The organism is Candidatus Jordarchaeum sp. (genome assembly GCF_052745115.1).
The window spans coordinates 1-24,777 of sequence record NZ_JBRAKS010000015.1 but is presented as its reverse complement, the minus strand read 5'-3'; the positions used below and the strand labels follow the sequence as shown (position 1 = coordinate 24,777).

Annotated in this window: 21 protein-coding genes; 9 read left to right on the top strand and 12 right to left on the bottom strand. The window is 41.0% G+C overall.

The genetic code is table 11. From position 1 onward, the window contains the following. The first annotated feature begins 246 nt into the window (after positions 1-246). The 3 genes from ACUVXA_RS02505 (at position 247) to ACUVXA_RS02495 (ending at position 4,555) form a co-directional block, all read left to right on the top strand. Positions 247-1,941, top strand: coding sequence for an AMP-binding protein (locus tag ACUVXA_RS02505; RefSeq protein WP_445869651.1), 1,695 nt, complete (start codon positions 247-249; stop codon positions 1,939-1,941). A gap of 194 nt (positions 1,942-2,135) precedes the next feature. Next, positions 2,136-3,320, top strand: coding sequence for an acyl-CoA dehydrogenase family protein (locus ACUVXA_RS02500; RefSeq protein WP_445869650.1), 1,185 nt, complete (start codon positions 2,136-2,138; stop codon positions 3,318-3,320). 188 nt (positions 3,321-3,508) lie between these two features. Beyond that, complete coding sequence (locus ACUVXA_RS02495; protein ID WP_445869649.1) at positions 3,509-4,555, top strand: NAD(P)H-dependent flavin oxidoreductase; 1,047 nt, start codon at positions 3,509-3,511, stop codon at positions 4,553-4,555. Positions 4,556-4,591: 36 nt separating this feature from the next. On the opposite strand, the gene ACUVXA_RS02490 is transcribed toward ACUVXA_RS02495, so the two are convergent. The 9 genes from ACUVXA_RS02490 to ACUVXA_RS02450 form a co-directional block, all read right to left on the bottom strand. Further along, positions 4,592-5,446 carry a 3-keto-5-aminohexanoate cleavage protein gene (locus ACUVXA_RS02490; protein WP_445869648.1) on the bottom strand — a complete coding sequence of 285 codons (855 nt, stop codon included), beginning with the start codon at positions 5,444-5,446 and terminating at the stop codon, positions 4,592-4,594. A 25-nt stretch (positions 5,447-5,471) separates the two neighbouring features. Then, positions 5,472-6,263 (bottom strand): enoyl-CoA hydratase/isomerase family protein, encoded by a 792-nt coding sequence (locus ACUVXA_RS02485; RefSeq protein WP_445869647.1) that lies wholly within the window; start codon positions 6,261-6,263, stop codon positions 5,472-5,474. Between the two features lie 17 nt (positions 6,264-6,280). Beyond that, positions 6,281-6,733: a Zn-ribbon domain-containing OB-fold protein gene (locus tag ACUVXA_RS02480; protein WP_445869646.1), complete on the bottom strand. Its 453-nt coding sequence runs from the start codon at positions 6,731-6,733 to the stop codon at positions 6,281-6,283. A gap of 6 nt (positions 6,734-6,739) precedes the next feature. Next, entirely contained in the window at positions 6,740-7,234 is a 495-nt protein-coding gene (locus ACUVXA_RS02475; RefSeq protein ID WP_445869645.1) for a Zn-ribbon domain-containing OB-fold protein, read from the bottom strand. A gap of 17 nt (positions 7,235-7,251) precedes the next feature. Beyond that, positions 7,252-8,409 carry a thiolase C-terminal domain-containing protein gene (locus ACUVXA_RS02470; protein ID WP_445869644.1) on the bottom strand — a complete coding sequence of 386 codons (1,158 nt, stop codon included), beginning with the start codon at positions 8,407-8,409 and terminating at the stop codon, positions 7,252-7,254. A gap of 18 nt (positions 8,410-8,427) precedes the next feature. Then, positions 8,428-9,585 carry a thiolase family protein gene (locus ACUVXA_RS02465; RefSeq protein ID WP_445869643.1) on the bottom strand — a complete coding sequence of 386 codons (1,158 nt, stop codon included), beginning with the start codon at positions 9,583-9,585 and terminating at the stop codon, positions 8,428-8,430. A 30-nt stretch (positions 9,586-9,615) separates the two neighbouring features. Beyond that, positions 9,616-10,410, bottom strand: coding sequence for an enoyl-CoA hydratase/isomerase family protein (locus ACUVXA_RS02460; protein ID WP_445869654.1), 795 nt, complete (start codon positions 10,408-10,410; stop codon positions 9,616-9,618). 132 nt (positions 10,411-10,542) lie between these two features. Beyond that, on the bottom strand, positions 10,543-12,213 hold the full coding sequence (locus ACUVXA_RS02455; protein ID WP_445869653.1) for a CoA-transferase: 1,671 nt from the start codon (positions 12,211-12,213) through the stop codon (positions 10,543-10,545). A gap of 156 nt (positions 12,214-12,369) precedes the next feature. After that, positions 12,370-13,416 carry a zinc-binding dehydrogenase gene (locus tag ACUVXA_RS02450; protein WP_445869652.1) on the bottom strand — a complete coding sequence of 349 codons (1,047 nt, stop codon included), beginning with the start codon at positions 13,414-13,416 and terminating at the stop codon, positions 12,370-12,372. 334 nt (positions 13,417-13,750) lie between these two features. On the opposite strand from ACUVXA_RS02450, the gene ACUVXA_RS02445 reads away from it, so the two are divergent. Continuing rightward, the gene (locus ACUVXA_RS02445; protein ID WP_445869642.1) at positions 13,751-15,409 is read left to right on the top strand and encodes a long-chain-fatty-acid--CoA ligase; all 1,659 of its coding nucleotides are present in this window, start codon (positions 13,751-13,753) and stop codon (positions 15,407-15,409) included. A 99-nt stretch (positions 15,410-15,508) separates the two neighbouring features. On the opposite strand, the gene ACUVXA_RS02440 is transcribed toward ACUVXA_RS02445, so the two are convergent. Further along, positions 15,509-16,345 (bottom strand): amidohydrolase family protein, encoded by an 837-nt coding sequence (locus tag ACUVXA_RS02440; RefSeq protein WP_445869641.1) that lies wholly within the window; start codon positions 16,343-16,345, stop codon positions 15,509-15,511. A gap of 218 nt (positions 16,346-16,563) precedes the next feature. Here ACUVXA_RS02440 and ACUVXA_RS02435 point away from each other — a divergent pair, with 218 nt between their 5' ends. Continuing rightward, entirely contained in the window at positions 16,564-18,225 is a 1,662-nt protein-coding gene (locus ACUVXA_RS02435; RefSeq protein WP_445869640.1) for a long-chain-fatty-acid--CoA ligase, read from the top strand. Positions 18,226-18,335: 110 nt separating this feature from the next. Here the strand turns inward: ACUVXA_RS02435 and ACUVXA_RS02430 are convergent, their stop codons facing one another. Next, positions 18,336-19,178 (bottom strand): amidohydrolase family protein, encoded by an 843-nt coding sequence (locus tag ACUVXA_RS02430; RefSeq protein WP_445869639.1) that lies wholly within the window; start codon positions 19,176-19,178, stop codon positions 18,336-18,338. A gap of 198 nt (positions 19,179-19,376) precedes the next feature. Between ACUVXA_RS02430 and ACUVXA_RS02425 the strand changes: the two genes are divergently transcribed. The 3 genes from ACUVXA_RS02425 to ACUVXA_RS02415 all read left to right on the top strand — a co-directional run bounded on the left by ACUVXA_RS02425 (position 19,377) and on the right by ACUVXA_RS02415 (position 22,145). Beyond that, positions 19,377-20,066 carry an enoyl-CoA hydratase/isomerase family protein gene (locus ACUVXA_RS02425; protein WP_445869638.1) on the top strand — a complete coding sequence of 230 codons (690 nt, stop codon included), beginning with the start codon at positions 19,377-19,379 and terminating at the stop codon, positions 20,064-20,066. Positions 20,067-20,243: 177 nt separating this feature from the next. Beyond that, entirely contained in the window at positions 20,244-21,290 is a 1,047-nt protein-coding gene (locus ACUVXA_RS02420) for an NAD(P)H-dependent flavin oxidoreductase (protein ID WP_445869637.1), read from the top strand. 87 nt (positions 21,291-21,377) lie between these two features. Next, entirely contained in the window at positions 21,378-22,145 is a 768-nt protein-coding gene (locus tag ACUVXA_RS02415; protein ID WP_445869636.1) for an enoyl-CoA hydratase/isomerase family protein, read from the top strand. Positions 22,146-22,222: 77 nt separating this feature from the next. On the opposite strand, the gene ACUVXA_RS02410 is transcribed toward ACUVXA_RS02415, so the two are convergent. Next, complete coding sequence (locus ACUVXA_RS02410) at positions 22,223-23,197, bottom strand: ParB/RepB/Spo0J family partition protein (RefSeq protein WP_445869635.1); 975 nt, start codon at positions 23,195-23,197, stop codon at positions 22,223-22,225. A 398-nt stretch (positions 23,198-23,595) separates the two neighbouring features. Here ACUVXA_RS02410 and ACUVXA_RS02405 point away from each other — a divergent pair, with 398 nt between their 5' ends. After that, the gene (locus ACUVXA_RS02405) at positions 23,596-24,654 is read left to right on the top strand and encodes a PhoU domain-containing protein (protein ID WP_445869634.1); all 1,059 of its coding nucleotides are present in this window, start codon (positions 23,596-23,598) and stop codon (positions 24,652-24,654) included. Positions 24,655-24,777 lie beyond the last annotated feature (123 nt).

The window sequence follows — 24,777 nt, the reverse complement described above, 5'->3', positions numbered from 1 at the left end:
AACCATAAGAATAACCTCGCAGAATCTGCGAAAAATAGGTTTTAATGCAAGATTCCTAATTTTGGATGGCCAAAAATTGGACAGCTAATTTAAAAGCTGTGACACGTGTTCTCTTCTATCTTCATTTTCCTGCACCAGAAGTAACAAGCAAATAATTTTTATACTAAGAGAGTAGGTATCTAAAGGTTATATGATTTAGAATATGGTTTAAATTTCTAATCTAACTAGAGTGTTGGAGGTCATTTTTTGGAAAAATATATTGATATCTATGGTAAAGAAATTTTGCTGCCCTTAATTAAGGGTAAAAATGAGAGTCCATGGGTTAGACCAGGTAGACCTTGGGAACATTTATTGCCTAAGGGTGTCCCTAAAACACTAAATTATCCGGTTGTACCTCTTGGGGAAGTGATTGATCAGGTGGCTGGCAGGTTTAGGAATAACGTGTTCGTAAACTATGTTCCTGATGATAAGAAATACACCTACTCTGAACTCAAATATGTTTCAGATAAACTTGCCGCTGGACTTTCGGAGCGTTTTGGAGTTGGAAAAGGCAAATCTGTGGCCATCATGACGCCAAATAGACCTGAATATGTTTTTTCTATGTTTGGGATACTTAAGACTGGAGCGGCGTTTACACCTATACCACCAATGCTTACAGCGGAGGATGCCGAGTACATAGTTCAAAATTCGGGAATAATAGATACCATATTTGTTCATGAGTGGTTATATCCTCGTGTTGAGAATATTAAGGAACTCAAGAACGTTATAATATTCGGAGAAGAACCAAAGGCTCCCAACACAGTCAACTTTTGGGAGTTTGTTAAAGAATTTAAACCGAACCCTCCCGAAAAACAGGTTGACCCCAAAGAGGATTTAGCGGTCTTAATTTATACCAGTGGAACTACTGGGCGCCCCAAGGGGGTCATGCTGACCCACTATAACGTTCTTTCAAATACGCTTCAGTATGCATACTGGCTCTACGGCTTTTATCCCGATTTATTGCCATCGGAAATGGGAAGAAGATCCATGCTGATTGTTATTCCCATATGTCACATGTACGGTTACATGATGACTATGCTCTCCATGTACATGGGCATGATGATTGTGCTTCACGATCGCTTCGACCTCAAGCAAGTCTGCGAATTAGTTGAGGAATATAAAATAACAGATTTTCCAGGAATACCCACCCTGATAATTTGGCTCGCAAACTACGAAGAAGTGGACAAATACAATTTAACCTCACTTGGAAATATACTTTCAGGTTCCGCCCCTATTCCCCCGGAAATTGAGCACAAGTTTGAGGAGTTAACAGGAATAAAGGTGACACAAGGCTATGGTCTCACAGAAACCAGTTCGGCTGTTTGTGTAAACCCTTTCTGGGGCCCCATATTAGTAAAGTCTGATAGTGTAGGAATCCCTATACAGGACACGGATTGCAAGATTGTCAATATAGATACTGGTAAAGAAGTTAAAATCGGAGAAATCGGAGAAGTCTGTTGGAAGGGTCCCCAAGTGATGAAGGGCTACTGGAACGCTCCTGAATTGACTAGTAAAATTCTGAAGGAGGGATGGCTACACTCAGGAGACTTGGGTAAAATGGATTCGGATGGATACGTTTACATTACTGGAAGACTTAAGGACATAATCAAGTATAAGGGCCACACAATTCATCCAGATGAAATCGAATTCAAACTCTTCGAACACCCCGCAGTTTTGGAGTGTGCAGTTATCGGTGTACCAGATCCCGAAGCGGGAGATAACATTAAAGCTTTCATTGTTCTCAAAGAAGACCGTAAGGGCAAAGTCACCGAACAGGAAATAATAGAGTGGGCAAAAGAAAAATTGGGAGGCCTGAAGTATCCAAGGATTATTGAGTTCAGGGATAATATTCCAAAAACATCGATGGGTAAAATATTCAAGAAAAAATTAAGGGGGGAATAATCCCCAGGATTAAATAAAACTAGCGGAAACAAATTACTAAAATTTAATGAAAGCAACCACAGGCTTCAGCCGATAAAGGTTAATCGCATATAGTAGAAATATTTATCAAGCATATAGATTTTTACAAACGGATAATCCTTCGATTTAGTCATGAAAAATGTTAACAAGAATATATTATTAGTTTGGTGTAAAAAATGTTAGATTATACTTTTACTGAGGAACAAGATAAATTTAGAAAGATAATTAGAGATTTTGCTCTCACCGAGCTAGCACCAAAGGCTTCTTATTACGACAAGAATGCGGAGTTCCCCTACGAACAATTAGAAAAGATGGTACAACTAAGAAAGAAGCTCGGATATGGAAAAGAAAACCCACTTGACCTTATCAGTCTAGGGATAGGAATAGAAGAAGTAGGGAGAGCAGACTTCAACTGCACACTACTATTCCTATATGCTTTCGGAACCCTGAAATATTTCTTCAAGGACGCATCAGAAGAAGTCAAACAGAAGTACCCAGATTTTTTTTACAGTGGCGAACAAATCGTGGGACTTTGCATGACCGAACCCAAAAGTGGAGGCTCCGACATCGGTTCCCTAACCACAACAGCCGTACCAGACGGAGACGATTATATAATCAACGGGGTTAAAACATCCATAACCAATATGACCGCCACAGATATGTTCTATATTTTTGCAAAAACACCAGTAAAAGAGGGACTATGGGGCATAACAGGATTTCTAGTCGATGCAGAATCCCCCGGACTATCCATGAAGGTCTACGACGATTTAGGCAACCGCGGAAATCCCCGCGGAACCCTAACCCTAAACAATGTCCGAGTTCCCAAGGAAAACATGATCGGCCAACTACATAGAGGTCTCACATCAATCCTAAGCTATCTCAACATCAACAAAGCCTTCATCGGACTCATGTGCCTCGGGGCAGCACAACAATCCCTCGACGAAACCATAGAATATGTTAAGAAACGTGAGGCCTACAATCTGCCCATTGCAATGTTTGAAGGAGTCTCATTCCCAATAGTGGAAGCGGCAACATTTATTGAAGCCGCGAGATTACTCTGCTACAAGGTATTATGGCTGGAAGAAAAAGGCCTCATAAACGCTAAAGAAGGAGCTATGGTTAAATGGTGGGTGCCAAAACTATGCTCAGACATAATATGGGATTGCATAGTTCTCCACGGCCACATCGGATACAGCACAGAACTCCCCTTAGAAAAGAGATTCAGAGACGTTCTAGGATGGCAAATAGGAGACGCAACCCCTCAAATCCAGAAACTAATTGTAGCCAGGGAACTATTCGGAAAGGAGTTCGACCTCACCAGATACACCAGACGTTTAAAACGAGAAAACACCAAAACCTAAAATAACACAGAATCTGAATGTACCATTCATTTAGTAGCTTTCATTACAAATCAAACCAAAAAAAGTCAAAACCTAAAATTCAACTCATATTACTAATCCCGATCATCAAATGGCACAAAGACTCAAATAAACTATTTATGAGTTTTATACCTAAATAAAAAGTAATACCTCTAAAAGGAAGGAAGAACATGATCAAAACAAAACTAACCGAAATGCTGGAAATAAAATACCCCATAATACAGGCTGGAATGGGACCCCATAATACCACAAATCTTGCAGCAGCCGTTGCAAACTCTGGTGGACTGGGACTAATATCAGGTATTGGAATGGGTTACCTTGCTTTTATGGAAAAACCGCTTTTCGGATTCACTGAAAAAACCCCGAGGAAGCAGATGCTACGCTCAATCGAAACCGTAAAAAACATGACTAAGGAGTCTGGAGGCGTATTTGGAATAAATGTGCCGGTAGCCGTAGAGTTCCAATCTATTTCCAGAGAGTTGATAGAAGCGGGGCTGGAAGCTAGAGAAACCGACAACGAAGTTAAAAAAAGAATGAAAGTCATAGTAACATCTGCTGGAAATCCGGAACCCTTCGTTGAGAGCATAAAAGAATCAGGAGCATACCACTTCCATGTTTGTCCCTCACCCTACCATGCAAAAAAAGTAGAAGGCTTTGGCACCGATGTGGTAATAGCTTCTGGTCATGAGGGCGGGGGTCATGTTGCCCATGAGCCTGTGCATACTATGGTTTTGCTTCCGGAAGTGGTGAAGGCGGTTAAAATTCCGGTTGTTGCTGCGGGAGGCATTTCCGATGGGTCGACGCTTGCGGCGGCTCTGGCTTTGGGTGCTGTGGGGGTGCAGATGGGTACTCGTTTTATTGCTACTAAGGAGAGTGATTTCCATCAGCCTTACAAGGATTATGTTGTGAACATTAAGGATGTGAGGGATACTATTTTGGCTAAGGGGCTTTTTGGAAAAATTAGGTACATGAAGAATCCGGGTGCGCAGAGGCTTTGGCAGGCGGAGCAGGAGGGTGCTTCGGAAACGGATCTTTTCAATCTGGAGATGGCGGGATTTGCGGCAATCGATAAAGGCGATATAGAGAATTCGGGTATGGCTGGGGGCGAAGTGGCGGGTAGGATTTCGGATATTCCAACTGTGAAGGAACTTATGGAACGAATTGTTAAGGAAGCGGAAGATATAATTCGAGATCGGTTACCGAAATTTATCGCCTAATCTCTTTCTTTTTTAGATTTTCTTTTTTAGATTTTTTTAGCTTGTTATGTTTAGTATTTTTCTTGCTTCTTTTGGGGTTGCTATTTCTCTCCCGATGTCGTCAGACATTCTCACAACTTTTTCCACGAATTGAGCGTTGCTTTTTGCCAGTTCACTCTTTGAAATGTAGATGCTGTCCTCCATGCCTACTCTTACGTGGCCTCCTAGGACTATGGTGACTGCGGCTATGGGAAAGGCGTGTCTTCCCATTCCTGCTGCCTGCCAAGTGGAGTTTGGGGGAATGCTCTCCACCAGGTGCAGTAGGTTCTTGGGTGTGGGAAGAATGCATTGACCCGGAATTCCCATTACGAAGTTGAAGTGTAAGGGTTCTTTAAGCGCTCCAATTTCTTTTAAGAGCATGACGTTGTTTATGAAGCCGGTGTCGTATATTTCCAGTTCGGGTTTGGTTCCGTTTTCAAGCATTGTTCGAGATATGTACTCTAATTCGGAGTAGTTTTGCTTTAAGATGAAGTCTCTTACCCATTTTCGCTCTTTGAAATCATATCTTCCGGTTACTCCTGCGCCGACGCTGAAGGATGCTAATTCGGGTTTGAAGGTGGGTATCAGTTCCAGTCTCTTCTCAAGGGGTATGGTTGCTGCGCCACCGGTGGAAACGCATATGATAGCGTCGCACTTCTCTTTGATCCCTTCGATTATTTTTCCGAAAACTGCTACCTCCGTGGTGGGTCTGTTTTGTTCATCTCTTGCGTGAACGTGTACAATTGAAGCCCCCGCTTCCCAGCATTCGTATGCCTGCTTAATTATCTCCTCTGGTTTCTCTGGAAGATTAGGATTATCGGCCTTCGTGTGGAAGTTTCCAGTCAATGCGACACAAATTATTAGCTTCTCCATTCTCAAACACCTAATTTCACTTAAACTATTTTCCTTTGAAATCCGGTTTGCGTTTTTCGATAAACGCTCTTATTCCTTCTTTTGCGTCCTCGCTTTGTCGTAGGGGCTCTGCTAAGTATTGTTCCAAGAGAAGCCCTTCCCTTAAGGACATTTCCAAGCCTCTAAGAACCGCTTTCTTAATTGCTCTAACTGCTAGTGGACCCCTCTCACAAATTGTTTGAGCTGTTTCCATTGCGGTGGACATTAATTCGGGCAGAGGTACAACTTTGTTAACAAGACCTATCTGGAGTGCTTCCTGAGCGTTTATCCTCTTTGCCAGTAGCATCATTTCAAGGGCTTTTGTCGGACCTATTAGTCGGGGTAACCTTTGTGTTCCTCCGGCTCCGGGCATTATTCCTAATTGTGCCTCGGTTAAACCGAAAACTGCGTTTTCTGAGGCTATTCTGATATCGCAGGAGAGAGCTATTTCCATTCCTCCAGCCAGACAGTATCCGTTTATTGCGGCGATTATGGGTTTCCATATCTCCAGGTTTCTAGTGATTCCTCCTAATCCGGGCTCCTTTTCCGCCATTTCCAAACGTTCCGCTGAACTAAATTTGGAGTAAAACTCGCCAATTTTTCTAACATCAGCTCCCGCGGAGAAGGCTTTGTCTCCCGCGCCTGTTATGATAGCAACCCAAAGGTTTGGATCATCTCTGAAATCTATCCAAGCATTGTTTAGTGCTACAATAGCCTCAGGATCTAGGGCGTTTCGAACTTCAGGGCGATTTATAGTAATTAGGGCTATTCTATTCTTCTTTTGATAGATTATACTCATCTGAATCACATCCCATTTTAAATTGGCTTAAAGTGATCAATATCCAGAATATTTCCCTCTCGCTGATCCTTGAAAACGGCTTGCACCCGCATACCGGGTTTAATCTTATCCAAATCCACCTCTCCAAGAATGTGAACCAAATTGGTATCCGCCCCATCGAGTTTAATAATTCCATAAGCAAACGGTGGTTTCTTGGGAAGATTAGAACTCGAACGGTACAAAACAGTGTAAGCTACTAGGGTGCCCTTGTCGCCCACTTCCACCCATTTACCAGCCTCTGTTAGACATTTCCCACAGTACCTACGCGGAGGCATAAGAACGCGACCACAATTAGGACACTTAGTTCCCATTATTCTTTTGTTATCTCTGAGCTCGATGAAAAACCTGCTAGCAGTACGACCTACGCTGTAACTGAAAGGCAGCACAATCCTGGTGGATAATATAACAGCCTCTTCTTCCTTCTTAGTCATACAACCTCACTCCTCAATAGTTCTAAAAAACATAATATCCGTAATGTTCCCCTCAATCTCATCTCTCCACACCGCCTGAACTCTCATACCGATTCTCATTCTACTCAAATCGTTTTCTTCCAAAAAATAGTTGATTGTGGTGTCCGCACCATCCAATTGAATAAGAGCCATTCCATAGGGAACTTGCCTCGGTTTTCCGGTTCTAGGATCAACAAATGGCTGATAAACCACCGTATACGCTCTAACAGTTCCCTTATCGCTTATCTCAGCCCACTCATCTATCTTCTTATAGCATTCACTACAGATAAGTCTAGGAGGCAGATAAACTCGACCACAGCCCGAACATTTAGATCCTAAAATCTTTCTCTCCTCTTTCCAAGCCCTATAAAACTTAGTATAATAACTACCTCCAGACCAGCGGTACTCAAGATCCATATTTATGGAAACCCTAAGAAGTCCTTCCTCTTCTTTTTCCTCTTCCCTTTTTTCACCCTCAGACATTATTCTTTACCTCCTTTTTACAAGTGACGCGATAAAACCAACATGTCACACCAAGTGTACACGCCGTAGCCGTGTACCAAAACGGTTTCAACATCAGGAACCTGTCTTTTACCGCCTTTTCCATGAATCTGCAAGGCACCTTCTGCAGCCCTGATGACGCCTGAAGCTCCTACAGGATTGGTGGAGAGAACCCCACCGGAGGGATTCACAGGAAGCTCCCCATCCATTGACGTTACCCCCTCATCGATAAGCATGCCAGCCTCCCCCTCCTCACAGAATCCCATAGCCTCATACCATGCCAACTCCGCATAAGAAACCGGCTCATAAATCTCCGCTACATCAAACTGTTTCAAAGGATTCGTTATACCACACTTCTCATAGATTATCTTAGAACATTCACGAATCGTTCTTATTTTGGCCATCCTATCGATATGATCACCCAAATACGGGGTATCGTGTCGTGTAACAGCAGCCTTAACCCACGCAGGATTCTCACAAAGTTCCTTAGCCTTCTTCTCAGAAGCATAAATAATTGCACAGGCACCATCTGATTGGGGACACATATCAAACAGATGAATAGGGTACGCAATCAATCTAGAGTTCAAAACCTTCTCCACAGAGATGTCCGGAATATGCAGATGAGCATAAGGATTGTTCAGCGCATTCTTCCTCGCCTTAACAGCAACCTTCGCAGCCTGCTCCTGTGTAACACCCCTAGAAGCCATATACTCGGTAATGGATAAAGCAAAATTTCCCGGTGCAGCGGAGGCCACTGGTCTATCCCAAAAAGGATCCGCAAGAGCCATACCAGCAAAGGTGTGACCATCAGAGTGCTTTTCGAATCCCACCACCATAACCAGGTCGAAGAGCCCCGAGGCCGCCGTATAGTATCCAGCAATAACAGCCGAAGAACCTGACGTTCCTCCAGTAGCAATTTTCAACTGATGTTTCATATATGCACCAGCCCCCTCAGCAACCCACATATCCGGAAGTGCTCTTCCCTCAAACAACTCCATATTATCCGTTATCACGGAGTCAATATCCTTCATTTCCAATTGAGCGTCTTCTAAAGCCCTACTCGCCGCTTCAAAAACCATTTCCGCCTGGTTAGCATCGTTCCTTTTACTCTGATGCTTAGTTTGACCGGTTCCAATAATAGCCGCATTCCTCTTCATAAAGCTACACCTCCTAAATCATCTACCAACAATAACCACGCAATGCATTTGCCCACAGGGGCCAGTTGTTCCATGTGCTAGTGCTGTTTCAACATCAGATATCTGTCGATTACCCGCTTCACCCCAGCATTGCTCTACAGCCTCAACAAGCCTAGTTAAACCCGCCACAATGAAAGGGTTCCCCGCAAGCATTCCACCCGAGGGATTAACAGGCAACTCACCACTCATCTCAGTTACACCCTCATCAATAAGTCTACCCGCATCTCCCCTATCACAAAAACCAAGCCCCTCCAACCACAAAAGCTCCTGAAAGGAAAAAGGCTCAGAAATTTCTGCAACATCAATATCCTTTAAGGGATTATTAATACCCGCCAGTTCGTATGCCTTCTTAGCAGCAATAGTTAACGCCGAACATTCTATAAGGTCCCGGTCACCCAGATAGTGAGAATCATAACAGTTACCCAAACCCTTAATCCAAATGGGTTCCCTACCCTTCTCTCGAGCAATTTTCTTAGCTCTTTCCTCCGACGCTAAAATTAAGGCACATGCTCCATCTGAGACTGGAGCCGCGTCGAGAGACTTTATCGGGTAAGACCACATTTCGGAGTTGAGAACATCCTCCACGTTTAGATTCATTGGTTGATATGCATACGGATTATTAAAAGCGTTTTTATGATTCTTAACCGACACCTTTGCAAACTGCTCCTCACTCAAACCGTATTTACTCATATACCAACTAGCTTGCAAACCAGCGGATGAAAGATAATCTAATCCCAACATCTGCTGATAAACAGGATCGAAAACCCAGTTAGTAATGTCATAGTGGGCCCCCCTAGAACCAAAACAGTGAGCTACAACCATAACCACATCAAAATTACCCGACAAAATATTCAGAACCGCATGAAAAGCCGCCAAAATACCATCATCAGCAACCCTAGTCTCAGAACCCATAACACCCCCAACCACCTCAGTAAGAAAAGCACCCGAGGCAGTGGCTCCGTCCCATAGATCTACTGAGGAGCTTATCGTGTTTTCAATGTCGTGTATGGTTAATCCTGTGTTCTCTAGAATCTTGGTAACCGCTTCGTATGCAAGTTCTGGGATTGTTTTATTTTTTGTTATTCCGTATTTTGTTTGTGCCGTTCCTACTATTCCTACTTTTTCTGGTAAACCCATTTTTTGCACCCAACAGTTTTATTTGGAAGTTTATTTTTCCTTGAACTCTGCTTTTCTTTTTTCTTGGAATGCGGCCATTCCTTCTCTGGTGTCGAAGGTTGTGAAGTTTATGAGTACTGTGTTTATGGAGTAGTCAATTGCGGTGTCTAAGTCTGTGGTCATCCATTTGTGGATGATGTCTTTCTGGGTTGCGAAAACAGTATTGCTGTATCTTGTGAGTATGTCTATCCATCGTTGAACTTCATTATCGAGTTCTTCTGGGGGAACCACCGCGTTAACTAATCCACGTTGTTCCGCCTTCTCAGCGTTCCAGGATTTTCCTGTAAGGGCCATTTCTCTGGCTCCCATTATTCCTATTGCTTGAACTAATATCGCTGCTTCAACTATGGCGGGAATCCCAACTTTTATGTTTGGAAGACCAAATCTGGCCCGGTTGGTGGCTATTATGAAGTCGCATGAGATTGCTAGTTCTAGTCCTGCTCCTAAGCAGTGGCCATCGACGGCGCATATGATTGGTCTTTCACAGGTTCTGCAAGCTAGGAAGGTTTTGTGTAGTTGTTTTGGGATCTCCCTTTGTTTCCAAATTTCGTCAGGTAGGCTGACAAAGTCGATATCGGTCCCGGCGCTGAAAGCCCTTTCTGTTGCTGATTTGATGACTATTACCTTTATTTCGTTATCTTTTTGGAATTCTTTTAGAGTTTCTTCTATTTCGACTAGTAGATCCATGTTAATGGCGTTCAGTTTTTCTGGGCGGTTCAGGATTATTCTACCGACTGGAGGGTCTTTTTGCACGATTATTGTTTTTAGTTTTTTCTCTTCTTCCACTACCAAAAGATTATACCTCCTTTGGATTATTTTTCATTAAATATGTGATTATCTTAATCTATATTGATGGTAAATTTTACCTTTTTTCGAATTGAATTTTCGTAAATTCAGTATTCTACTTTAATAATCTTTTTATCGGTCTTGGAGGAAGCCGAGGAAGTATCGTTCGGGGTCAAAGATTCTTAACAGTTTCAATTCCTCTGTGGTTGGTGGTTCCATTTTTTCTAGGTGGTCAGCCAACACAATTTTCCATCCAGTGTTCTCATCTATTTTCTTGATTATTTCACTTTCTGAAAGCCCTTTTTGAGGCAAGTATTTTTTCAAAACCATAGTTCCATTTTCCTTTTCAAACAACGCCTGTGAAGTTACGACTTTGCTAACTCTCTCTCCAGGACATGTTATGTATGGTACTTTCTCCACTAGGCGTTCTCTGTTTTGCACCATTATTACCATAGTCTCCTTTGCTCTAGCAACGATGTCATTGGCACCTCCACTTCCTACTAGCGTCATTCCATCGGTTCTAGTAGAGTTAATGTTTCCGTACTTATCCACCTGTCCAGCGGAGAGAACCGCTATGGATTTCGGGTAATTTACATTTATTCCGATTGAACCCACTAAATCGGTTATCATCTTACATGTTGGTATATTCGCCATAGTGAAGATGAAGGGATCCGTTGGTTTAGGGAGATAGCCAAACATGCCCCACTCCACGAGCAGATCCACCCGAATATTCTCAGCTCTGAGATTATGGATAGCTAGCCATGCAGTCAAGTTTGCTATACCAATTCCAGCAAGTAGAATCTGGTATTCATTCCTCTTTATTGTTTCAACTAATTCCCTAGAAGCTGTTACAATGGCTTGTTCCTCTTCGGTAAAACTTTCAAGACTAGGCATATTCCGCAGAGTATGGGGGAGTAGTTGCTTCCAAGAATCAGGGTTACCTCTCCCCCTGAGGATCATAAGTCTCTCGAATCCTAGTTTATTCAAATATCCTTGAAAGTCTCCCACATCGTAAACCCACTCCTTTATCCACTGTTGCATCGTCTCTTCTTTTTTACTAGCCTTGTTTAATTCAACGTTGAAAGGAATATCCTGATAATAGCTTGAACCATCAGGTCCATAGAAGGAGAAGGGATGGGCTCCAAAAGGGGTTTCACAAACAGCTTTTACAAAGTGTCCCGGAATGTCTACCATTGGGGCGTTTTTTCTAATGAAGTCTGTTGAAACAATCTTCTCCACTGTTACTAGGGCCCCGTTCCGGCTGGCGTAAGCACCGTAGGCTTTTTCACTCATTGGTAATCCTATTATAGTGTTCCCATTCGGGTCGGCGCACCATGCGTGTAATATGGACAAGTCTGGTTTGACCGCTTTCATCAAACCCACTTTTTCCCCACTTCCAAAGGGATCATCAATAACTAGAAAGTCGGTTTTTAGTTCCCTTTCCATTGTTGAGCCCATTAATGACTTTGTGGGTATAAATTTGATATCCATAGCTCCCGCTAACAGTTTTAGTACTATGGAAAGCATTGACCAATGCTCAACCTCCATACCCTTATCGATAGCTCTTTGAAAAGCCCTTGAGGGAGAGGGAGAAGGAAAAACATTACCCATATAACTGGCTATCAGTTTTTTTATGAGATTCGACGCTGCAAGTATCTGAATCTGCAACGCGCTGCCTAAACAAATTATTTCAAACTGCGGATTTTGACCTCTAAACTGTCTACATATTTCGGCGAGAGCACTAAATGAACTCCTATTAGTAGATACGTGTAGAAACATTTTAGGGTGGATGTACCGTTTTATTGCTTCCTCTAATGGGAGAACTTTGCTTTCTCCTTCGTATGGTTCCGTTTTAAAAATGTCTTCTATATCTTCAGACAGCTTAAACCCTCCAATTTCATTTTATATTTCTAGATGATTTTCTTTTCTCCTTTTCAGGTATTAATTTGGGTTACATATCTAGATTTGAATTACAATTCTGATCGGGTTGCCTATCTTTTTCTCCAATTTTTCGAGTCCTTCATTTACCTGTTCAAGTTTTAGTATTTGACTTATGGACTGCGAAAGATCAAGCCTCTTCATTTTAATTAGCTCCAATATCCGGTCGATTTCCTCTTTAGTGCTTCCGAACGAACCCAAAACCTGATCTTCACAGTAAACAAATATGTAAGGCGAAACCAATTCAATCTTTTCTGGTCCAATTCCTACAATAACTGCTCTTCCTCCTTTTCGAATGCTTTTGACCGCTCGATCTATTGTTACCGCTGTTCCTACGAATTCTAACGCTAGATCTACTCCCTTTCCGCCAGTGATCTCGCTAATCCTTTTACCCGTTTTTTCTTTAGCAGAATTGATGGTAAAGTCGGCTCCGAGTTTCTTAGACCTTTCAAGGATTGCGTCTGAAACATCAATGGCAATTATTTTTGCAGCCCCCGCCAGTTTTGCTATCTGTATTCCATGTGATCCTAATCCTCCACATCCAAAAATTGCAACGCTTTCGCCCAGTTTCAAATTTCCTCGAGTAATTATTGCATGATATGGGGTTGCAACAGCGTCACCAATAATGGCAGCCTGTTCGAAGGGGATCCCATCAGGTATTTTTGTGAGACATGATGCAGGCATTTTCAAGTACTCTGATAAACCACCATCTACGTGGAGACCCAGTATCCGAGCATTGATACAAAGACCCTCGTGACCACTTCTACAAGCATAACATGACCCACAGGTAATAGAAGAAATTACCAGAATTTTATCCCCAACATTCCACCCTACCACGCTTGCTCCCACTTCTTCAATAACTCCGGCTATTTCATGACCAAGAGTGATTGGAGTTTTTGCAGTCGGAATGGTGCCATCACGTGCAATGTGGACATCTGTTCCGCAGATTCCGCAAGCTTTTACCTTTATCAATACCTCTCCTACATCAATTTTAGGAATAGGTAATTCTTCAATCACCAGAGGTTCACCAGTCTTGTAGAACCTTGCAGCCCGCATAGTACCTTCCATATACACGAACACTCCTTTTCTTTTTTAAAACATGGAAGTGTTAAGTAGTGGAATCATCCAAAGTCTCTTTTGACCTTTAAACTTAAGGGCAGCTTTAAATTTTATTAAAAAGCCTCTTAAAACCAAATTATGCCTATTTTCAAATTTTTAATTTGTTTCACTTTTTGGAACTAGTATATAACTTTATTTCTATAAAAATTGACTTTTCTTGTAGTGCTTTTGTTTTAGAACTAGATAATAATAAATTTGGCTTTTAAAATTCTCCTACAGCAATTTCAGAAAGAATATTTAATACTAATATATGTTATAACAATCTTATAGCAGGGTGGTAAAAATGAGTAAAAATGTAACCTATAAAGATAAGCCTTGGCTTAAAAACTACGACCCAGGTGTACCGGAACACGCCGAATACCCAGAAATACCAGACTTCAAACTCTTGGAACAAGCAGCTAAAGATTCAGCGGATGCTACGATGCTCATATACCAGAATAGAAAATTCAAGTATAAGGAGATTAATGAGCTATATAACCGATTCGCTACCGGCTTAGCGGAGCTGGGATTGAAAAAAGGGGATGCTGTGGGATTACACCTTTTAAATTTCCCCCAATGGTGTATCAGTTATTTCGGCATTCAGAAATCGGGAGGAGTCCCAGTATCAATTAGCCCATTATACACGGGGGAGGAACTAAAAAGGCAAATAAATAGCTGCAAAATAGAAACAATAATCACCTTTGATTTCTTTTACCCGGTGTTAAAACAGGTAATTAACCAAACCACTATTAAAAACCTCATTATCACCAACTCCACTGAATACGGAGATAATCCTCAACCCGTACAGGTTCCAAAAACAGAAGCAATTCACTTCAAGGAATTAGTAGAAACCAGCCCGCCAAAACCGCCCAAAATCAAAATAAATCCAAGAGAAGACCCTGCGGCAATCTACTTCACCGGAGGAACAACAGGAGTACCAAAAGGAGCAATACTCACCCACTACAATATTGTGGCTAACGCAATACAATTCAAACTGTGGACCCAAGAGTACTGGGAAAAAGGAGAAACAGTAATACAGTCAATGTTTCCTAACTTTCATACTGGAGGACTTAGTACGTTACATCTTGTAATTACTAATCAGGGAGCATCAGTTTGTATACCGAATCCTCGGGATCTTGATGTTATGTTAAAAAATTTTGGTAAATACAAGGTCAATATATTTGCCGGAGTTCCAGCCACTTTTATGGGTTTTCTGAGTCATCCAGACTTTGAAAAAACGGATTTCAGTTCACTCAAAATCTGTGTCTGCGGTGCTGCAGCGCCACCCCCTGAGTTGGTTAAGGAGTGGGAAACTAAGACTGGCTCCAAAGTTATCTTGCCTTACGGAATTACCGAAGCGTCTCCTATGGCTATGTCTAATCCTTGGGGTGGCATTCGGAAGAATGGAAGTGTTGGTTTACCTCTACCGGATACTGAGGCTAAAGTCGTTGACTTGGCGACAGGATTGGAAGAGGTGCCTGTGGGAGGAACCGGGGAACTCGTAATTAGAGGACCGCAAATTTTTAAGGGCTATCTAAATATGCCAGATGAGACCGCAAAAACCCTAAGAGAGGGGTGGCTCTATACTGGAGATATCGTAAAAATGGATGAGGATGGCTACTTCTATCTTGTTGACCGCAAAAAGGATATGATAAATGTATCTGGTTACCATGTTTTTGGGAAAGAGATTGACGATGTTCTTCAAGAAATTCCATCAGTTGAGTTTGCCGCAGCGGTAGGAGTACCAAATCCAGAAAAGCCAGGAAGCGAATTGGTTAAAGTATACATTGTACTGAAACCAGAGTATGAGGGAAAAGTTACGGAAACAGAGATAATCAGTTATTGTAAGGAAAAACTTGCGCCTTATAAAGTGCCTAAGATTGTGGAATTCAGAAAGGAGCTCCCAACGAGTTCTATAGGCAAAATCTTGAAAAGGGCTTTAAGAGAGGAAGCTAAAAATTGAGTTTTTAATTCTGAAAACTTTCCTTTTTATTTTCTTTTTCATGGTGAATGAGTTTTTAGTGGAAAAAATAAAAGCGATTATTATTTAAAAACTTCTTTTCTAGAGTTTGAATACTTTAATTGCGTTATCTCTCAGAAGTTTTTTCTTAGCTTCATAACTCAAACCCATTTGCTCGATTTCGTCAAGACATCTCTTGAATTCTAGAAGAGGATAATCTGTTCCCCACATAACACAGTCTTGACCCCATGTGGCTACGAATTGTTTAAACGAATTTGGCCAGAATTTTGGGGCGCGAGCAGAGGTGTCTACGTAAACGTTTGGAAATTTCCATGCAAGAATCATCATCTCCTCATGCCAAGGCTGACCAAGATGTCCACCAATTATTCTCAACTCTGGGAAAAACAGGGCAACCTCATCAAGATATATGGGGCGTGCACACTCCGAGGGCAAAAGGGGCCCGGTGTGACCTATCTGAATGGTGACCGGAATATCCAACTCGACACACTTCGCATAAATCGGATAGTAATATTTATGATTCGGAGGGAGACCTACAATACCATCTGCATATTGATAAGGCTCCAATTTAATAGCTTTCATGTGCAGGTCGTTTACTATTCGCTCTACTTCCCTAACAGCCTTCATACCTTCACGGGGATCAACCGTGCCACATCCCACAAACCGATCTGGAAATTTATCGCAAATCTTTGCAGTCTCATCATTGGTCATTCCAACACCCTTATATTGAAATGCGGAAGCAATCAGTTTATCTACGCCAGCCTCGTCCATCTCTTGAATTATTATCTCAGGGTCAACACCCTCCAAGATTTTATGGGATGCCTTGTATCGATCAAAAATGTGAGTGAACTCGGGTGGCCATTTTCCTTTGATTTTACCAACACCGGCCCAAACATCTATTGCTCCAATTTTACTATCCAAAATACACCACCAATTTTTAATTTTTAACTTGTTTTACATTTTGAAACTAATATATAACTTTAAGCGTTTCTAAAAAATAAGTCAAAAGGTGTAGGAGTCTTTACATAGATAAATCCGAGTTTTATCGAGGTCGTCTTTAAATTATAAACCGACCACTTCAAAAGGTATAAATAGTAAGAAACTATTTCATAAAAGACTTTTATAGCAGGGTGGTAGAAATGAGTAAAAATGTAACCTATAAAGATAAGCCTTGGCTCAAGAACTACGAGCCGGGTGTACCGGAACACGCCGAATACCCAGAAATACCAGACTTCAAACTCTTGGAACAAGCAGCCAAAGACCCCCTAGACGCTGTGATGCTTCTCTACCAAGAAAAAAAGTACAAGTACAAAGACATTAACCAGCTCAGTGATAGATTCGCCGCAGCCTTAGCAAAACTTGGGATAAAAAAGGGGGATAACGTTGGAATACATCTTATAAGTCTTCCACAATGGTTCATCAGTTACTATGGCATTCAAAAAGCGGGGGGAGTTCCAGCAATAATCAGCCCACTATACACTGGAGAAGAACTGAAAAGACAAATAAACAACTGCAAAATAGAAACAATAATCACCTTCGACTTTTTTTACTCCATAGTAAAAGAAATACTCGACAAAACTACAATTAAAAAAGTCATCATGACAAACACCACCGAGTACGGAGATAATCCTCAACCCGTACAGGTTCCAAAAACAGAAGCAATCCACTTCAAGGAATTAGTAGAAAACAGCCCGCCAAAACCGCCCAAAATCAAAATAAACCCAAGAGAAGACCCCGCCGCAATCTACTTCACCGGAGGAACAACAGGAGTACCAAAAGGAGCAATACTCACACACTACAACATCGTAGCAAACACAATCCAGCACCAGCTCTGGACCCAAGCCTACTTTGAAAAAGGCAAAACAGTGTTCCAAACAATGTATCCACCTTTTCATGCAGGTGGAAATGGAGCGTTCCATCTTGTGTTTATTAATCTGGCGGCGTATGTTTGCCTGCCTAATCCCAGAGATTACGAAGCTATGTTGAGGAATTTTGGTAAATATAAAGTCGATTTGTTCGCGGGGGTTCCAGCAATCTTTACTGGTTTGTTGAATCATCCGAAATTTGAGGAGGCGGATTTGAGTTCGCTTAAGTATTGTATTTCCGGTTCTGTTGCGCTTCCCCCGGAGTTGATTAAGGAGTGGGAGACTAAGACTGGCTCTAGGCTTGTCGATGTTTACGGAATTACTGAAGCTTCTCCAATTGGTTTGTGTAATCCTTGGGGAGGTAAACGTAAGATTGGAAGCATTGGTTTGCCTTTGACGGACACTGAGGCTAAGATAGTAGATGTAGTGGAGGGAGTGGAAGAGATGCCTGTGGGTGAGCCTGGTGAACTTATAATTCGAGGACCACAAGTTTTCAAGGGTTATTTAAACATGCCACAGGAAACCGCGGATACTATAAGAGGTGGTTGGCTCTACACTGGGGATATTTCAAAAATGGATGAGGACGGTTATTTCTACATAGTGGATCGCAAAAAGGATATGATCAACGTATCCGGTTTTCACGTTGGTGGAAGAGAAGTCGACGATGTTCTTTACGAAATTCCTTCTGTAATGCTGGCCGCAGCTGTGGGGGTACCGGATCCGAAAAGACCGGGAAGCGAACTAATAAAAGCATACATTGTCCTGAGACCCGAGTATGAGGGAAAAGTTGAGGAAAAAGAGATCATTGAATACTGTAAACAGAAACTCGCAGCTTACAAGGTGCCAAAGCTGGTAGAATTTAGAAAGGAGCTTCCAATGAGTTCTATCGGCAAACCTTTGAAAAGGGCTTTAAGAGAAGAGGCTAAAAAAGGTTGAGTCTGGCTGGGTTTGATTTTTTTCTTTTCTATTTTTTATTTACTATGTATGAAGTTTTGGTTTAAAAGAGTGTAAATGGGGAGTATTTTTTCTACGAAGATTTTTCGTTTTTATAGTTTGAAGACTTTAATTGCATTGTCTCTCAGTATTTTTCTTTTGGCCTGCTCGCTTAATCCGAGTTGTTCGATTTCGTCAATACACCTCTTAAATGTTAGAAGCGGATAATCTGTGCCCCAGAGGACATTGTCCTGACCCCAAGTTGCGGCGTACAGTTTGAATGATTCCGGCCAGTACTTTGGAGCTCGGGCAGAGCTGTCTACGTAAACATTTGGAAACTTCCATGCAAGGATCATCATCTCCTCGTGCCAAGGCTGTCCGAGATGCCCACCTATTATTCTTAGTTCGGGAAAGAATAGGGCAACTTCATCAAGGTAGATGGGTCTAGCGCATTCTGACGGTAAGAGTGGTCCAGTGTGACCTATCTGAATGGTGACCGGAATGTCTAACTCCACACACTTTGCATAAATCGGGTAGTAATATTTATGGTTGGGAGGTAAACCTACAATTTCGTCGCCGTAGGCGTAGGGTTCGAGTTTTATGGCTTTCATGTGTAGGTCGTTTACTATTCGCTCCACTTCTCTGACAGCTTTCATACCATCCCGGGGATCAACTGTACCGCAACCAATGCATCTGTCTGGAAATTGGTCGCAGACTTTTGCTATGTAATCGTTGTCCACTTTCATTTCCTTGTAAACGAATGCGGATAGGATTACTTTTTCCACCCCGGCTTCATCCATTTCCTGAATCATTTCTTCGGGTGTGAAACCTTTGTACATTTTTTCTGGCTTTCTATACCGGTTGAATATGTGTATAAACTGCGGTGGCCAATTTTTTGTTTGCTCGGGGGGCAAAACTCCAGCCCAGCAGTCTATAGCTCCTATTTTATTACCCATAATCTCTCACCATTCTTCAAATCTAACCTTTGCTAAGGAGCAAGAGTCAAGTATATAACTTTTATTGGCAAAAAAACCATTTTTCCCAGTTTTTATAGACCGACGTAAATCCTCAAATGCAAATTTAGAATTTTCTTTGGATAAGATTAATATTTATAGATAAATAAAAGGAGGTTCAATAAATCCGGAGGGAAAAGAATGTCTGAAAAATTAATTATTGTCGGAAAAGAAGGAAACATGGCAATTGTGATGCTAAACCGAGAAAAGAAGAGGAACGCCCTCTCGGTAGATCTTCGAAAACAGTTAACGGACACACTCCTCCAGTTGGCAAAGGACAATGAAATAAAGGCAGTCATACTAACGGGAAAAGGGCCTGTCTTCTCTGCTGGTTTTGACACATCCGAATTTATGAGCCTAACACCTGAAAACATGCAAGCATTTTTTGAGGCATCATGGCAATACCATGTGGACGTGATGACCTTTCCAAAGCCATTAATAGCAGCACTGAATGGGCCCGCCATAGCCGGAGGCTTGGACCTAGCCTTAATGTGTGACTTCAGAATCGCATCCGAAACCGCGTTCTTCCAACATCCAGAAATAAAATTTGGAGCTACACCACTGTATACTCTTCTAAAACCAGTTGTGGGGGACGGCTTAGCTAGAGACCTATCATTTACCGGAAGAAGAATAGAGGTGGATGAAGCCCTACGTATTGGACTGGTCAACAAGGTAGTTTCAGCAGATAAGGTTCTCGAAGAGGCAAAATCCTACGCAGCACAGATCTGTGAATCAAAACTAGAAACATTAATGGCAGTCAAGAAAATGTGCATCGCGGCTACAAACATGGAAGAATTCTCAAAAATTACAAAAACAGCATTAGGCGGCTAAATCACCAAATCAAGAAGTTACCAATATTTTAACTTTATACAAGGAAAAGCAAACCAATTTTATTTAAACAATCCTGCTGACCAGTTCTGAAAGGTATTCAAACAGAATTTGATGAGGAAAAACATTTAAACAGATGAACCTCAACCTATGAAATACTCGTAATCAAGGAGGAAGAAAATGATAAAAACCAAACTAACCGAAATGCTTGAAATAAAACATCCCATAATACAGGCTGGTATGGGGCCTTATAACACTACGAAGCTATCCGCCGCGGTTTCTAACGCTGGAGGACTGGGAATTATATCTAGTATCGGGATGGGTGTCGTAGCCCTCGGTTTTAAGCCCCTTTTCGGATTTGAAAATCTTTCCCCCAGGGAACAAATGCTTTCATCGATAGATAAAGTAAAGAATCTCACTAAGGATTCTCAGGGTATTTTCGGTATTAATGTGCCTGTTGCAGTAGAGTTTCAATCAGTCGCTGGTGAACTTATTAACGCAGCTCTAGAGGCTAGAGAAACAGATTCAGAAATTGCCAAAAGACTCAAGGTGGTTATTACCTCTGCGGGCAACCCCGAGCCTTACGTAGAGAGCATAAAGGAATCAGGTGCATTCCATTTCCATGTAGTACCATCTCCCTACCACGCTCAAAAAGTAGAAAAAATGGGCACCGACATTGTCATAGCCTCGGGACATGAAGGAGGCGGGCATGTTGCTTATGATCCTGTTCATACCATGGTTTTATTACCTGCAGTTGTTCGTTCCGTGAAAATACCAGTTGTTGGTGCAGGTGGTTTTTGCGATGGAACAACTTTAGCTGCGGCGCTGGCTTTGGGTGCGGTGGGAATCCAGATGGGTACCCGATTTATTGCTACCCAAGAGAGTGAGTTTTTGTCTAGTTACAAGAATTATATTAGGGACATTAATGATACTAGAGATACTCTGGTTGCCAAGGGATTGTTTGGAAATCTTAGATATCTTAAGAATCCAGCGGTTTTGAAGATGGTGGAGTTGGCTAAATCGGGGGCTTCAGAGGAAGAGCAATTTAATTTTGAGATTCAATCATTGGAGGCTATAGAAGCTGGTGACGTTGAAAAATCGGCGATGCCTGGAGGTGAGGTTGCAGGCAGGATAAAGGAGATTCCCCGAGTAAAAGATTTAGTTGAGGGAATAGTAAAAGAAGCGGAAGAAATTATTAAAGTCAAATTACCGAAATTAATTGTTTAGTATTTTCCTCTATTTTTTGGAGGAATATATTAGAGTTAATGTTTGCACTTACAAGTTTAGGAAATAAAGGGGGTGATTAAAATTAGCTTGAAATACATTATTTTAGAGAAGGATGAGGGGATGGCGACGATAAGGATGAACCAACCAGGAAAATTGAACGCCATGCGTATTGAAATGCAGGTAGAAATGGTTCAAACTTTAAAGAAACTCGCTTTCGATGATACCATAAGAGTGGTGGCTATTACCGGAGTAGGTAAAGCTTTCAGCTCTGGGGGAGATATTGGAGACATGGAAATGGCGCACAGGGCGCCTCCCTTTGATCTCAGAAGAACTTTAAACCAAAATTTGGCGGGCATAATTAGGGAGATTTGGAATATGGAGAAGCCGGTAATCGCTGCGGTTAATGGTGTAGCCACTGGGGGAGCTTGTAATGTAGCTATGGCCTGTGATATTGTAATTGCTTCTGAGAATGCACGTTTTGGACAGATATTCTTAGCTATAGGACTTATTCCTGATGGTGGGGGTAGCTGGCTTCTTCCCAGACTGGTGGGTTTCCATAAGGCGGTAGAACTCATTTTTTCCGGTAGATTAGTAGATGCCAAAGAAGCAGAACAGCTGGGATTAGTAAATAAGGTTGTCCCAGCTGAAGAACTTGAGAAAACTGTGAAGGAATACGCTAACCTACTAAGGATGTTTCCTTCAAGAGCGCTGGGAGCCACAAAGAAGGCGATACACAAGGGATTTACTATGAGTTTGGAGGAAGCATTAGACTATGAAATGACTATGCAGACCTTATGCTTTCAAACAGAGGAACACAAGGAACGGGTCAGAGCATTCCTAGCAAGAAAAAAATAATGATCAGATATGTTATTAATCTTGATGTAATGTGCATTTTTTAATCCATTAGTGGTAATATTTTGAATGCGTATATTTTAGTAGTAGCCTTCTTTTTTCAAGAAACTTTGGACTATGTCTAGTATTATTTTCCCCAAATGGTTTCTTTTGGTTTTAGTGATTTTCGACTCGTATTTTTTTAGAGCACTGGCAATTTCAGGGGGAATGAAAAGATTGACATAACATTTATTTCCTTTCTTTCCCTCACTTAGCAAAACACCACTTTTTCGTATCAGTTCCACGGCTTCCATAGGGCTAACGGAATTACCTCGACGATGCTCGGATCGTAAAGTATTACAGAGCAAACCTAGGGGAATGCCTTTCGTCTCGGAATACGCTTCTAGAATCTTGGTTTCATAATCTTCCCTTAGTTCTTCCCCTGCAATTTCTCTTGCTGTAGAACGAATTTGCATGATTATTTTTCTAGTTAATTTTTTCAAACTTATGTCCAACCGTTGGACATCTTTCGCATGCCTTTCTAAGAAGTCAAAGTGTGATAGGTAGCTTTCAACCGCTTTTCTCTTACTGCCCGGACTCTCACCACCTATACCAAAAATTTCTCCTATTTTTTCATAAGTCCAATCAGGGTGTCTTTTCCGAATCTTACTTAGAAAAAATGAAATCTCAGAATCTGAGAGTTGCTCCCGATTATAATTCTCCTTAAAACTAAGAATTTCCGCCTCCATAGGGGACAAATCATCTGTGTAATCAACTTCAATATAATCGTATTTGTTTAGAATAGAAGCCCTTATTCTCCGCCATCCCTGAACTGCTATAAGATCCTCCTCGTACCCAAATTTATGGAAGGAGCAAACCAGAGGCGTGTGAATTAAACCATCTCTGCGAATGCTCTGCGCTAACCCCTCAATATTGGCCCATCCAGAATTTGGCCCTTCACTTTTAGTCCAATCATACTTATGTCTAGGCGTGCCGTAAATATCGTACTCAGAATCCCCCACCTTAAGACTAAACCGCTTCACCTTTTTTGGGTCCACTCTTATCCGCTTTATCATGATTCTTTCCATTGTAGGGAGATAAGTACTATCATAATGAGTTTTAGAATCATTATCCAAAAAATTTTGCAAATAAGATTTGACCTGCAAAGCTTTTCACTCAGCCAAGTTTTTATTCAATATATATACATAAATATATATTTTTTTCTATTATTCATACATAAATATATGTAGAAATAAACCCTATTTAACTAAACTAGTCAAATCCCCCAACAAAAATCCTTTCAACAAAGAAATATTAAACGGCAATATCTTTTAGAACGAGTATTAATAAAAATTAACTGTTAAACAAAGGTAAGTTAAAATTTTATTCAACGACGAAAAAAGGTAATATGGCAAGTTACATTAATATGTTTGAATTCGTAGCGAATATTAGTTATAATTAAGGAAGTAATAGCATGCAAACGGATGAAAAGGATGAAAACTTGGAATTTAGGAAAATACAGACGTTGGGTAAATCATCGTACGTAATCTCACTACCTAAGGATTGGGTTGATAAGAATAAAATTAGAAGAGGAGATAAACTTGCTGTTTATAAACATCCGGAGGGGACTCTGGAGATATCTTATGTTGATCAGAAGGCCTCCCTTCGGGGAGTTATTCCGGAAGTAAACGAAGTAATAATTGATAATTTAAATAAAGATGAGCTGGAAGCGGTTATTATTGGAAATTATCTTATGGGTTATGATAATTTTAAATTAATTACCAAGCGGAAATATCTTAATTCGTTTCAAAGAAAGATAATAACTAGTACCTTAAGTGTTTTAACGGGTTACCAGATAGTTTCCGAGTTGCCTAATGTTGTTGAGATAAAAAATCTTTTTGAGCAATCTAATTTCAATGTAAAAGAGATTGCAATGAGGCTCGGATTACTCATTTCTTTTATGTTTAAAGATTTGATTGAGGCTTTGAAAGAAAGAAATCTTGAAGCATTAGATGATATAATAGCACAGGATGAAGAGATAGATAATTTATATTTATTGATGAGAAGACTTCTAATAATTGGCAGTCGAAATGTGGTTGCTGCGAATAGAATTGGTATAGAGGATAATGCTCTATGCGTTACCTGGAGTGTTATTTTGAAAAAAATTGAAACTATTGCGGATTACATAGTAAGAATATCTGAAACAACAAAAATAATTTTTTCAAGCGAAGCCGAAATTCCAGAAGAAATATCCGCGCTGTTCTTGAAGATAGGAGAAAGTGTTGCGAAAATTTCTGAAAAGGTATTTCTGTCCTACTTCGAGAAGGACGCTGAGGAAAAGCTGGTAACAGCGGAAGATAAAACGGAATTTTCTAAACTAAAAAATGGCTTTACACAAAAGATAATTGAAGACGATATAGATAAGCGGCTAATCATTTCCTTGGAGAAAATATGCTTTTATTTTGAAGAAATAGCGAATTACTGTTTTGATTATGCGAGAGATCTCATCCACTACAGATTGTACTTCCAATAGTTCTAATAATTAAATGTTATTATTTCATCTAATTTTTAAATGCTCTTAAACTGATTTTATGTAATTCAGGTTATTTATATTCTCAAAAATCCAGCAGTTGCAAAAAAAATGGGCGAGATAGGA